The sequence below is a fragment of the Nostoc sp. genome (genome assembly GCF_036917235.1).
Classification (GTDB): domain Bacteria; phylum Cyanobacteriota; class Cyanobacteriia; order Cyanobacteriales; family Nostocaceae; genus Nostoc.
On sequence record NZ_JBALDU010000058.1, the window covers coordinates 74,010 to 86,935 of the forward strand.

A 12,926-nucleotide genomic window follows, 5' to 3' on the forward strand; every position below is an offset into this window, starting at 1 on the left:
GGTCATTAAGTCAAGAGTTAGGAATTCTTACTCTGCTCCCCTGCTCCCCTGCTCCCCTGCTCCCCTGCTCCCCTGCTCAACTACCCCGTGCTACCAACACACTCACAGCCGCAGCTAAAGATGTCCCACACCAATGACAGCCAATTTGTAGATTCTCTCCTGGGGAAACTTTATGACATTTGGGGCATTCTAAGCCATAAACTCCTGGCGGTGGTGCAGGGGGTGTTTGTGGGTGATGGTGATGTCCGAGATTTACTGCTGGATTGGGTGGTAGCAAAATTGTTGCTGGAATGCTACCCGTGGAAACGCTTGTAACATTGAGTTTTATTTGTCCCAAAGAGATACTAGTGCCCTCAGTTAAAGGCATTTCACCTTGGACTAATTGCCGTCCATCGACAACGGGGGGATTTTGCGATCGCAAATTCCTGATATAAAAGCGTTGTTGCTGGTGATGAAAAAATATTTCAACGTGCAGTCCAGACACAGTAGGATGACTCAGAACAATGTCGCACCGGAGGGGATCGCGACCGATGCGGACAGTACCATGATTTTGACTTGGCTGTTGTTCGTAAATATTTTGAGTTTTATCTTGACCTGCATCGTGCCACTGTAAAGTTAGTGCGTTCATGGTTCTAACTTCGTAAATCGTATTTAGCTACTTCAACTTCTTTCTGTGCGATTCCTAACATGATTGAGTAGGTGGAAGCAAGTATTTACAAAAAACTTCAACAAGCTTTATCTATCCGACGCTAATTTATCAGCAATGCGTGTTGTTTCTGGCAGCCGATATTTGGGCGTGCAGCGTAATACATAGTCAATGGCTGTCGGTAAACTAATTCGATGACCACTGGAGATATACAGAGGTTTTACTCCTGTGCGCGATCGCAAAACTGCCCCTATGGTTTCACCGTTATATATTAGTGGTTGCGTGCTGCCTTTGATTTCTGCCAATTCTTCATGCTTACCTATCAATCTCGACTTAGCTACACCAATTGTCGGCATATCTATAAGTAACCCTAAATGGCTAGCTATACCTAATCTGCGGGGATGGGCAATTCCTTGACCATCACACAGGATAATATTTGGTGTTGTTTTAATCTTTTCCAGGGCATCGAGGACAGCTGGAATTTCGCGAAATGAGAGAAACCCAGGAACATAAGGAAAGGTTGTAGGACGATGTGCTAGGCTTGTCTCGATTACTTGCAAATCAGGAAAACTCAGGACTGCAACCGCTGCACGGCTAATTGTCCCATCAGCTTCAAAACCCATATCCACCCCAGCAACATACTGGATAGGTTCTTGCAGTCGATCCTCAGTAATTACTTGATTTTGCAGCGTTTCTTGGATAACTATGGCTTCTTCTAGCGTTGAAGGCCAAGCATGATCTCGGTAAAATTTCATATTGAAAATTGGAATTTAACTGATTAATATTAATCTTGTTAATTTAGCAAGCACAAAAACAAAACTTTTTGATGTTGATACAGGGAAAATAGATTTTTGTAAAAATCTGTGAATGACTATCTTTATACTAAATATTTTAGCCCAGGTTAGCTGATATCTTGCATCATAATGTTACTTAAGGCTGTCAAGAGGGAATCCTGAGAATATAAGTTTATTTTTCTAGATTTTCTCTTTTACTGGTTATGACACAGCCAAATATTCTAAAACTTGCAAAACAGGGAGATGCAGAAGCGATCGCATCTCTGATGAACCGCCACCTACACCCCAAAGGAATCACTGCAAAAGTTGCCTTCCAAGATGCTTATTTGGAGGTAATATTAGAATCTGCCCAAGTACTAAATCAGCCAATTTTAGTTGCATTTATCCGCAAAGGGTTAACAGCTTTAGGGGCTGCATCTGTTGAAAAAGTTAAAGTTTACGCGCAACAAACGGGTAAGGAGTTTCCAGCTTGGAGTAAAGAGTTCGATTTGAGGATAGCAGAAATAGAAGCAGTAGATAATGAACAGTCTTCTAGTAATCCTCAAACCCTAACTATTTCTATTAACCTAAGCGGCGATACTGCACGGGGATTAACAAATAAAGATTTTGAATTTATTGCTAATCAAATAAGTACTGATATTTTATCATCTTGTACTAACGTTTTTATTCAAAAAGTAAGTATTAGTAATGGTAGCTCTGTAATTACAAAGGAACGTTAATGTTTAATACTCACCCAGAGGCGCAGAAAAATAGTATAAAATTGATGTTTTTGTTGCAATTATGATAAATTCAGGTATATTCTCACTATAGGGATTTAAAGACTTTTAAAATGTTGTTTTTACCTGTAAATGGGGAACCCTGAGATAGAAGATATTTTCTTAGGTTTTCGGATTTATTGGTTATGATACAGCCAAATCTTTTAGAACTTGCTAAACAGGGAGATGCACAAGCGATCGCATCAGTAATTAATTATCTCCTGCAACCAAAGGATATTACTGCCAAAGTAGTCTTGAAAGATGGTTGCTTACAGGTAATGCTGGAATCTTTTCAAGTACCGGAGCAAGAATCATCGGTCACTTTTATTCGTAAACTAATAACAAAGTTAGAAGCTACACCTATTAAGTCCGTAAAAATCTACGGAAAAGGCAAAGGACAAACCTCAGTAGCTTGGATAGATGATTTAAAGTTGACTCCTGAGAATGAGGAGATTAAAAAACATTCTAGTATTTTAGAACTAGCTAAACAGGGAAAATACGAAACACTCTCTCAAATATGGCCAGTTTGGTTTCCTTATCCTAGTTCTTGGTTTAGGGCGATTATTCTAGTTCCCATAGCATTTCCTGGCGCACGTTTAATAGTTTTTGGATTAGCCGGAGTATTTATATCACTTCTCGGCAACAGCCCTATATTATTAATATTTTCTGTTTTATTCGGCTTATTAATACCAACCATTTTCTTAGCCTTTGTTTACCATATTTTTTGGTTTATTTGGCAAAAGCCTAAATTATCTAATAAATTACCTAAATGGATACCTACCTTGAATAGTTTATGGGCAGGTTTCTATGGCACAGTGGTTATGGGATTATCTTTTATGCTAATCCTAACTATTTTCTCAGAATTAGCTTTTTTTAATTGCAACTTGTACAATAAAATACCAGAATATTTTAATGGTTGTACAGGGCATTTAACAGGACGCGCAACAAACGGAATTTTTTACAGCATTGAAAATAATGATTTTTTAAGTCAACGTTGGTTCATGATTTGGATGTTCACTGCCGCATATCTATACCAATTAGAACACTTAGTAGTAAACCGCTTAATTCCACACCTGACACTTCTAGTCCAAAATTTACAAACTAAACGTAAAAGCTACAGTATTGATCGCACAAATTTAAAAATTGACAGATTGCGTGATGATATGGGGCTAACCCAAATCAAAAAAGGGAAAAAGCCGCATTTACTTATACTCTCGTTATCTCAAGATAATTCTCAAAAGCCTAAAAATATCAAGAAAAAACTGTTGATAATTATGCTCATTCCTTTGGTTTATATTGGAATATATTTATCAGCAAGAATTCCCACAACAAAAGAAAAAGTACCAACTTATATAGCTTTTCCAGTTACTTCGCCAAGTCCATTTCTAACAGTATTCACGTCTCAAACTGATACATTCCGAGAGGCTGTTAATAAAGCAACAAGTGCTGCCAAACTAACCCAGCTAGCAAAATCTCCAGATGAGTGGAAGACAGTTGTGAGTCAGTGGCAAGCTGCGATCGCACTTATGAAAACTGTGCCATCTTCTAGCCCAAATTATGTAGTAGCCCAACAAAAAATCATAGAATATCAAAAAAATCTTAACTACGCTGATAAAAATGCGATCGGTGGCAAGTAATGCGATCGCTCTTATTTTTACCGATCCTGATGAAATGTGATGGATTTATCCTTTAGAGGGATATCCGGTTAATTCTCCCTAGCTAAAATTTTATAATAAAAGTTATTTCGCCCCCGAAGCCAATCATGACAGAAGGAAAAACGCGGCGTAATTTCCTAATTACTAGCATTGCTGTAACTGGAGGTATTGTGGCAACTAATGCTTTTGAGCAAAATACTACCAACACCGCCACACCGCTAGCAACTATCCCAGAACGGGTACTGGGACGCACGAAAGTAAATCTGCCTATCTTCGGGTTTGGAGCAGGACAAATGCCACTATCCGGTGGCGAAGGAAAAGAGGGTGATGCGATAGCGATTGTTCAAAGAGCGCTGGAACTCGGCATTCGCTACTTTGATACAGCCGCTAGTTATGGGCCGAGTGAAGATTATTTAGGTAAAGTGCTACCACCCCATCGCTCAAAGCTGTTTCTAGCAAGCAAGACCGATCAAAGAGATCGGGATGGAGCATGGCGAGAATTGGAGCGATCGCTTAAACGTCTCAATACAGATTATCTCGATTTGTGGCAGTTGCATCGCGTCTCTTTTTCGGAAGAACTCGACACCATCTTTAGTCCATCTGGTGCAATTAAAGCTTTAGAAGAAGCCATAGAACAAAAATTGGTGCGTTTTGCTGGGATCACCGGACATCACGACCCTCAAGTAATTGCCGAAGGGTTACGTCGCTACCCTTTCCACACTACACTGATTCCTGTGAATGCCGCCGACAAACACCACCCACGTCCATTTATCCCAGTGGTTCTACCAGTTGCTCAAGAAAAAAATGTTGGTGTGATTGCGATGAAAGTCTTGGCTTATGGTCGGCTGTTTAAATCAGGTGCGTTGACAGGTATGGAGGAAGCTTTAGGTTACACACTGTCTCAGCCTGGGGTTCATTGTTGCGTGATTGCAGCACAGACAGTCCCACAATTAGAGAATAATGTCAAGATAGCGCGGGCTTTTGTACCCCTGAAGGAGCCAGAATTGACAGCGATCGCTCAACGGGCTGCTAATGTCTGGGAAGATAGTACATTCTTCCGTGCTTGGACTTAGCCTAACCTTGCACATATTACAAAGTGTATTCTTACCAGTCCTGCTGATAATATTGTGCCGCTTGCGACATATTAAATTGTAATAGCTTTTCCTCTGGCAACTTGTATCCTAAACTCGGCTTAAAAGGCGAAATATTCAAACTACGAATAATTTCTCCCGCTACAGCCTTTGCTAGTAAGGGTGGTACAGAGTTACCAACTTGTCGAAATCCGTGCCATTTGGTTACATGAAATCTAAACCAGTCGGGGTAAGAATGCAATCTCGCCGCTTCTCTGACAGTGATACAGCGCGGCGTAGATGGATGAATAGGTCTAGGAGATGTGAAAGAACCCCTATACTTATCCGTTCCGGCTCTTAAAGTATTACAGACACCAGCAGGATGTAGCTTATGAAAACGACTAATTTTTTCTCTCTCGCCTTGTTGAGTCTCCTGAAAACGTTTAACAGTTTCCGCAGAATGTTTTGTTCTTAAACTTGAAGAAAGTATTCGCAAATCATATTCTCGTTTGTAAGAATAATCATCATTTAGGCATTTGATACCGCGAAGTACAAGAGCATATTTACTAGGCTTTTCATAGTCTGCAACAACCCAATCTCTTGTTAATAACTCTGGATATTTTTCTATTTCAGGTAAATCTCCAATTGCATCCCATACTGTAGGACTTGATGGAATGTCAGATATTTTTTTAGAATTTAAATTATTTAGTAAAGCTTGTTTAGTAATCGGCTGAGGATATTTCGGTAATTCTACATCCTCCCTTGCACCTATGAGAAATAATCTCTCACGGGACTGTGGTACTCCGTAATTTGCAGCATTGAGAATTTTATAATTTTCTTCTACTTTATAGCCGTGAATTAGAAAATCGCTAATTAATGTTTGGAGGATTTGTTTATGTTCACCAACTGTAATTCCCCGGACATTTTCCATCACAAAGAATTTCGGTTTTAGTTCAAAAACTAGTCGATGAAAGTGAAACACCAAAGAATTGCGGGGATCGTCAACAGCCCGTTTACCAATTAGGGAAAATCCTTGACATGGTGAGCCACAAATTACGACATCAATATCGCGATCGCCAATCTCAGACCGATTCCTAATTTCTTCCCCGGTTGTATCCACAACACTTTTACATAACACTGAGCAATAAGGGAAGTTAAACTCATGTGTTGCACAGTGGATCGGGTCGATTTCCACAGAGGCTAGCACATCAAAACCAGCTTGCTCAAAGCCAAGAGTCATACCGCCCGCGCCAGCGAATAAGTCAACTGCGATCGCTCTTTGTTTTTTCATCTCATAAGCCATGACACCTCAATATATCTGGTCGCATTTGCAAAATTTCTTGAGCAGCGCGATCGCAAACCCCAACTTTTCCCAAACTTTGCCGCATTTCTTCATAATCTAGCAAAGTTTGCTCTCTGCGACTGGGATTGAGTAGCAGTTCCATCGCTGCTTGGGTAATATTTTCTACTGTGGCTTGCTCTTGTAAAAATTCTGGCACAATCGGCTTCATCACAACTAAATTAGGTGGCGATGCGAAGGTTATTGAACCTTTGAGGATTTTACGAGCTATCCACGCAGTCAGATGACTAAGGCGGTAAATTACAACTTGCGGCACATTTAACAGAGCAAGTTCTAGATTGACAGTACCAGATTTGCTAATGGCTAAATCAGCAGCGGCAAAAACTTCTATTGGTTGACCTGATATAACTGTCGCGCGTAAACCGTAACGCTCAATAGCCTCCTTGATTGGCTGTCTATAGACTTCTAGCGATAAGGGAATCCAGAAACGAACTTCAGGTAATTTAGCTTGAATAGTTTGGGCAGTTTGAAAAATTACTGGTAAAAGATATTTTAGTTCTTGGCGGCGAGAGGCGGGGAGGAGTGCGATCGCAATTTCTTCTGGTGCAATTCCCAGTGTTGCACGAGCTGCTTCCCTACTAGGAGCATCTTGCATTCGGTCAACCAAAGGATGTCCCACCCAACTTACTTTTGCGCCTTTCTCGCGAAAGTAACGGGCTTCTTGTGGAAAGATTGCCAACAGTTTATCTGTAAAACCAACAATCCGGTTAGTTCTCCGCAAACTTATTGACCAAACCCACTCTTGGGGAGCAATGTAATACACCACAGGTACATCTGGCAGATGCCGTTTCATATAAGTCCCAATTTCCAGATTGGGAGTCATATAATCGATCAGCACTACCAAGTCAGGTGGATTTTGCTTTAAGGAAGCGATCGCCTGACGTTGCACCTGAAGAGTCGGTAAAACATAAGGTAGCCCTTCTAGAATACCCATTGAGCCAATACTACTGGTATTTCCCAACAGAGTTGCCCCAGCCTCTACCATTTTTTCGCCACCCAACGCCACAATCTCTAATTCCAACCCAATCGCCACAGCTTGACGCTTCAGCGCTGAAATTAGCAGCGACCCTTGTAAATCGCCAGATACTTCGCCAGTGCTGATAAATATCCGCATTTGATAATTAAAGTTAGGAGTTAGGAATTAAAAGTGAGGAGTTAAAAGTGAAGAGTTAGGAATGAGGAGTGAAGAGTTAAAAAATGTAATTTATCAACTCATAACTCATAACTCCTAACTCCTAACTCCTAACTCACGATTCATCACTTGCGCCTTTTTTCCCTTTACTGGGAATCAAGCCACGTCTTCCAGGCATCTGAGAAAGTAGCAGGAAGCGTCGCAGATGCTGCAATTCTTCGCTATCCCCTAACAATTCCAACTGTTCCAAAGCATCCTTAAAAGACAAATTAGAACGGTAGAGAATGCGGAAGGCTTTTTTCAGCATTTGTAAATCTGCTGAGTCCATACCAGACCGTTTGAGTCCGACAAGATTGAGGGTTCGTACCCGCGCTGGATTTCCCTCCACCAGCATATATGGGGCCACATCCCGATCAATACGTGCCATACCTCCCACCATTGCTTGTCTACCAATATGCACAAATTGATGGACACCTAAAACTCCACTGAGCCTAGCGCGTGACTCTATATGGACATGACCAGCCAACGCCACAGAGTTAGCAATCACTACTTGGTCTTCAATGACGCAGTTATGAGCCACATGAACATAAGCCATCAACAGATTACCATCACCAATTACCGTCGCTTCACCAGCACCGGTAGCGCGGTTAATGGTAACGTACTCACGAATCAAGTTGTTATCACCAATTTTGACCCAGGTTGGTTCTCCTACAAACTTTAGATCCTGGGGTTCCATGCCGATGGCTGCACCTGTAAAAATCTGATTTTGCGCCCCAATTTCACAAGGTCCCTCTAGCACTGCATGAGCGCCGATTATTGTTTCAGGGCCCACTTTGACATGCGCTCCAATCACAGCATAGGCACCGACTTGCACTGTATGGTGGAGTTCCGATTTCGGATGAATTACAGCAGTTGGATGAATTAGCGTTTTCAAGGGTGAATCTCCAGAACTGTCTTAATAATCCAGCGCCAGGCGGGGTTTCTGAGGCAGCGCGTTACTCTGGTTAAGAGAGTTATACCGACTACCGCCCCATTGAGGCGACTGGCGTTGTTGAGTGTGAAATATTTCAGTGAACGAAAGTGTCGGGCAAAGCAAGTTAAGTGTGTTTGTGAGTGCGTCTCGTAGAGAGGGCGGCGAAAATCAAGAAATTATTCAGATGCTGTTGTGGATTTTTTAACTGTTATCCTTTTTCAGGATTCAGTAGGGGCATTTCACGGCTATACCCATACCACGAAAGCAAACTTTTAGCTAACTAAAGAAAACATTAATTCCCCTTCACAAGCAAGTTGACCATCAACTTCGGCACGACCTTGCATCTTACCGAAACGACGCTGTTTTACCCATAACAGTTCCACCGTCATTACTAGTTGATCTCCCGGCACAACCTTGCGACGAAAGCGAACTTTATCGATACCAGCGAAGACGAACAGCCCGCCTTCTACCGAAGACATCTGAGTTAAGACCATGCCTCCAACTTGTGCCATTGATTCGACAATTAGCACCCCTGGCATCAGTGGACGTTCAGGGAAATGTCCTTGAAAATGGGGTTCGTTGATAGTGACATTTTTAACCCCAACAGCTTTCTTACCTGGTACGTAGTCAATTATTTTGTCTACAAGTAAAAATGGGTAGCGATGGGGTAGCAATTTCTGAATTTCTTCAGATGTGAAAGTTGTTTTTATCTCAGAACTGATTGTAATCTCATTTATACCCTGTGGTTCGGTAGATGTAGGTGTAGCCGTATTGATGGTATTCACTTCAGTGAGGATTGACATTGGCGGTGTAGTTGATTTTTTATCTAAAAGTTGAGTAGGCAGGCGTATATCCAAAGCCTTAATAATCCTGAATGTAAACCTTAGATCAAATCTAAAATTTTTTGAGCCAGTTGAATGTGTAAATTATGACTGGCTTTATACGCTAAAAAATGAGCACGAGGAAAAGTTCCTAGTAAACTCAAATCTCCTACTAAATCCAAGATTTTATGACGGACTGGCTCATTTGCAAATCTCAACGGTGGATTTAGCCAGCCTTCTGGTCCACAAACGAGTGCATTATCCAAACTGCCACCTTTAATTAACCCTGTTTTTTGTAAGTGTTCAATTTGATGCAGTAACCCAAAAGTACGCGCAGGAGCAATTTCCGTAGCAAAGCTAGCAGAAGCGTTTTCTAGTTCAGCGGTTAGCAACCAACTATGCCATTGATTACCAATAGCAGGCAGGTCAAAATCAATACCGTAACTAAAGCGGGTTTCTGCTGCTGGGAGGGCACATACAAAGGCATCCCCTTCATAGACCCATATTGGTTCTGTAATAGCCAAGGGAACTTGGTTGTTAATGGGTTGTGAGACTAAGCCAACTTGGGCAATATTGGCTGTCCACACACTTGCTGAACCATCTAAAAGTGGGACTTCTGGGCCATCAATTTCAATCCGAGCATTATCCACACCCATACCCGAAAGTGCTGCCAACAAATGCTCTACCGTGCGAACATATACCTCACCCTTACCCAACTGAGTCGAGAGAACAGTGTGATTAACTGCTGCAACTTGGGCTGGAACGATCGGCAAATCTGGTAAATCCACCCGCACAAAGTAGCGTCCACTTCCCGCCTCGGCTGGTAGTATCCGCACCTGGGTATTCACACCGCTATGCAGTCCCACCCCTATTTGGGTGATTTGGGCAGCTAGAGTGTGCTGTCGCATAGCCGAAAAGTTAATATATTTCCTTTAGTATTGTTCATCGTCTGTTTTGGTAAAATCCCTGATATTCCCTGAAAAATGTCATTAATCCCTTTATCGGAACAGTATTGAGGTAAATGTAACAATTAGCAAGCTAATGCAGAAAAGTTAATTCTCATTTGTCCTTTGTCCTTTGTCAGTTGCCCTTCGTGATTCACTAATGACCAATGACCAATGACTAATGACAAATTAAAATCTTTCGCCAATACCGAAATTAATCCGACTGTCACCATCATCGTTGATACCGTAGTCAATCCGAATCGGCCCCAGTGGAGATTGGACGCGAACGCCAAGACCATAGCCGAAGCCACTGCCATTTTTGTTCAACACTTCAGCAGCCCTAGTACTAGTTCCCAGGTCACTACCGAGATCAAAAAATAGTGCCCCACTAACTACTGAAAAAACTGGAAACCGATACTCAACTGATGCTTGCACATAAGAGCGTCCACTACCTAATGCTCCTTCTTCATAACCCCGAACGGAGTTGCTACCCCCAAGGGTAAAAGCTTCGTAGGGAGGCAAGTCACCGAAGATGGTTCCTGCTTGTAGGTTAAATGCTAAGGTTTGTGCCCCTTTGCTGAAGCTAATCAGCTTAATGGGTAAATATTGGCTGTAGCTACCCCGCAATCTGGTCAGGAAGATGTTGCCTAGCCCCACAGGGACTGACTGATCGACTCCAAAGCGGAGATAAGAACCACTAGTGGGTTGCAGGGGATTATTACGAAGATCGCGCTGTGCCCCCACTTGCAACAGTAGTAAATCGTCTTGACCGCTGCTAGAGAGGGTCAGTGGAATTTCATCACTCAGGCGGTTTCCAGTATTATCATCAAATACCGCTCCTGTTTTTCTCAGATTGCCATCAGCATCACGGGCGGAAACTCGTTGATACTGTAAACCCGCTGAGGCAGTCCAGACAGAAGTTTTATAAGGATTGGCAGACAAGGGACGGGTAAAGGTGACACCGCCACCTACACGTAGAATGCGCGGACGATCCTGAGAATCTACATCAGTGGGATTACCCGGATCAAACGTCCTAATATCTTCATCTTTACCATCGAAAATCAACGAAATAGAACTGCGACGGAAAATATTGGTTGTGTAGGAAGTCCGGTAAGGATCTCCGGCGATCCAGGGGTCGGTAAACCGCACGTCAAACAGCAGTTCTCGTTCTCCCACCTGTATTTCTGTCCCCAGTTTTTGGTTCCTACCGTTCAGGTTTTGCTGTTGATAGCTAACTGTTCCAAAAAGTCCGCTAGCAGAGCTAATCCCTGCCCCAGCCGCAATAGAACCGCTACTGCGTTCAGCTACATTCACTACTACATCCACCTTGCTGGGGTCGGTACCAGGGTCAAGGGACACATTCACATCTTCAAACAGTCCTAATCCATACACGCGCTGTAGGTCTTTTTGCACTGTGTTGCGATTGAATACTTGTCCTGGCTTCAACTCCACTTCTCGCGTAATGATGTACTCCTGTGTCCGTCCCCGAATTGGTTGTCCTTTCTCGTCTGTTTCCTGACCATCTTTGTTGCGGAACCGGACTCTAATGTTTTCTACTACCCCTTCTGCTACTTGTAAGGTAACAACTCCGCTTTCAGAAACTTGTGGCGCTCCAATCACGTTGGCTAGTACGTAACCTTTGTCTTGATACCGCTTGTTTAACTGCTTGATACCTTCTTGTAAGTCACGCAAGTTGAGGATTTTGCCATATTGCTCTCGAAATACTTCATCTACAGTGTTAGCTGGTAGTACAGAAGCGACACCAGTTCCAGGATTGGCTTGCACTTCTACTTTACTGAGAACGGGGTTAGGCTGCACAACAAAGCTAACTCGCACTCCCAAGGGGGTATCTTCTGGCGCTGCTTGGACGTTGGAGAAGAAGCCAGTACCAAAGATGGCGTTAATATCTTCTTGCAGTTGGCTGCGGGTTGTTGTTTGTCCTGGTTGGGTACGAATTACTCTGTAAACTTGGCTTTCCAGTTCTGGTGATAGTTGCCCAGCCTGGGATCTAACTACTACTTCCGATACCAGTACGCGGGGATCGTTGGCTTCTGGGGCTGTGTTGGGTTGAGTATTGCCGGGAGTTGTCGGTGGATTAACATTCTGCAGACTGGGAGTAGCGCCTGGGAATGTAGTATTGCCAGGAGTTGTCGGTGGATTAACATTCTGCGGACTGGGAGTAGTGCCTGGGAATGGCGCAGGTGTTCTTTGTTGATTTGCTGGGGGAGGGATATCTGGAGTAGCTGATGGATCTGGAGTTGTGGGTAATAAAGGTTCCGTTGTCGGTGGATTGACATTTTCTGGGACTGGAGTGGTCTCAGGAGTTGGGGAAGGCGTTGGTTGTTGAATTTCTGGCGCTGGAATTTCTGGAGCCGGAGACGGCTGTTGAGTAGGGCTGGGATTGATTTCAGGGGTTTGTGCAGTTTTTGGCGTTGTGGAGGTTGGCACAATTACCTCTGGATTCGCGCTCGCTGCTGGGTTGGCAGGGTAAATTGCGACGACGCGGGATTGTGGACGCTCCGCCTCTATAACTCCTGTGGATTTAGGTCGAGATTCTAGACTTTTACTAGAGTTAACCTGACCTGTGTCCTTTTCTGGCTGCTGATTTGTTTCTAGTGTCAAAACTTCTGTTGTCTGTTTTGAACTGTTGGCGGTTTCTGCATTTGCACTCAATGAGCCACCCAAAGGGGCTGCAATTGCTACTGCTGCCAGCAATACGGGAGATAAACGCATTTTACTTAATATTCCTCTTCACGACCACACACACACCATCACA

11 protein-coding genes are annotated in these 12,926 nt (G+C 43.1%); 3 read left to right on the plus strand and 8 right to left on the minus strand.

What is annotated here, in order from left to right:
- Positions 1-76 precede the first annotated feature (76 nt).
- Both V7K44_RS17755 and nfi read right to left on the minus strand, forming a co-directional pair.
- A complete protein-coding gene (locus V7K44_RS17755; RefSeq protein ID WP_334933248.1) occupies positions 77-628 on the minus strand; it encodes an FHA domain-containing protein in 552 nt (183 codons plus the stop codon).
- 107 nt (positions 629-735) lie between these two features.
- Positions 736-1,401, minus strand: coding sequence for a deoxyribonuclease V (gene nfi, locus V7K44_RS17760; RefSeq protein ID WP_334933249.1), 666 nt, complete (start codon positions 1,399-1,401; stop codon positions 736-738).
- A 242-nt stretch (positions 1,402-1,643) separates the two neighbouring features.
- Between nfi and V7K44_RS17765 the strand changes: the two genes are divergently transcribed.
- The 3 genes from V7K44_RS17765 to V7K44_RS17775 all read left to right on the plus strand — a co-directional run bounded on the left by V7K44_RS17765 (position 1,644) and on the right by V7K44_RS17775 (position 4,923).
- Complete coding sequence (locus tag V7K44_RS17765) at positions 1,644-2,159, plus strand: hypothetical protein (protein ID WP_334933250.1); 516 nt, start codon at positions 1,644-1,646, stop codon at positions 2,157-2,159.
- A 182-nt stretch (positions 2,160-2,341) separates the two neighbouring features.
- The gene (locus tag V7K44_RS17770; RefSeq protein WP_334933251.1) at positions 2,342-3,832 is read left to right on the plus strand and encodes a hypothetical protein; all 1,491 of its coding nucleotides are present in this window, start codon (positions 2,342-2,344) and stop codon (positions 3,830-3,832) included.
- Positions 3,833-3,957: 125 nt separating this feature from the next.
- Positions 3,958-4,923 carry an aldo/keto reductase gene (locus tag V7K44_RS17775; protein ID WP_334933252.1) on the plus strand — a complete coding sequence of 322 codons (966 nt, stop codon included), beginning with the start codon at positions 3,958-3,960 and terminating at the stop codon, positions 4,921-4,923.
- Positions 4,924-4,954: 31 nt separating this feature from the next.
- Here the strand turns inward: V7K44_RS17775 and V7K44_RS17780 are convergent, their stop codons facing one another.
- From V7K44_RS17780 to V7K44_RS17805, 6 genes are all read right to left on the minus strand, one after another.
- Positions 4,955-6,223, minus strand: a complete 1,269-nt coding sequence (locus V7K44_RS17780) for a DNA cytosine methyltransferase (RefSeq protein ID WP_334933253.1) — start codon at positions 6,221-6,223, stop codon at positions 4,955-4,957.
- Positions 6,213-7,394, minus strand: coding sequence for a lipid-A-disaccharide synthase (gene lpxB, locus V7K44_RS17785; RefSeq protein WP_334933254.1), 1,182 nt, complete (start codon positions 7,392-7,394; stop codon positions 6,213-6,215). The genes V7K44_RS17780 and lpxB overlap by 11 nt, the downstream gene beginning before the upstream one ends.
- A gap of 133 nt (positions 7,395-7,527) precedes the next feature.
- Entirely contained in the window at positions 7,528-8,346 is an 819-nt protein-coding gene (gene lpxA / locus V7K44_RS17790) for an acyl-ACP--UDP-N-acetylglucosamine O-acyltransferase (protein ID WP_334933255.1), read from the minus strand.
- Positions 8,347-8,657: 311 nt separating this feature from the next.
- A complete protein-coding gene (gene fabZ, locus V7K44_RS17795) occupies positions 8,658-9,188 on the minus strand; it encodes a 3-hydroxyacyl-ACP dehydratase FabZ (protein WP_334933294.1) in 531 nt (176 codons plus the stop codon).
- 80 nt (positions 9,189-9,268) lie between these two features.
- Entirely contained in the window at positions 9,269-10,114 is an 846-nt protein-coding gene (gene lpxC, locus V7K44_RS17800) for a UDP-3-O-acyl-N-acetylglucosamine deacetylase (protein ID WP_334933256.1), read from the minus strand.
- Between the two features lie 225 nt (positions 10,115-10,339).
- Positions 10,340-12,883, minus strand: coding sequence for a BamA/TamA family outer membrane protein (locus tag V7K44_RS17805; RefSeq protein WP_334933257.1), 2,544 nt, complete (start codon positions 12,881-12,883; stop codon positions 10,340-10,342).
- Between the last annotated feature and the right edge of the window lie 43 nt (positions 12,884-12,926).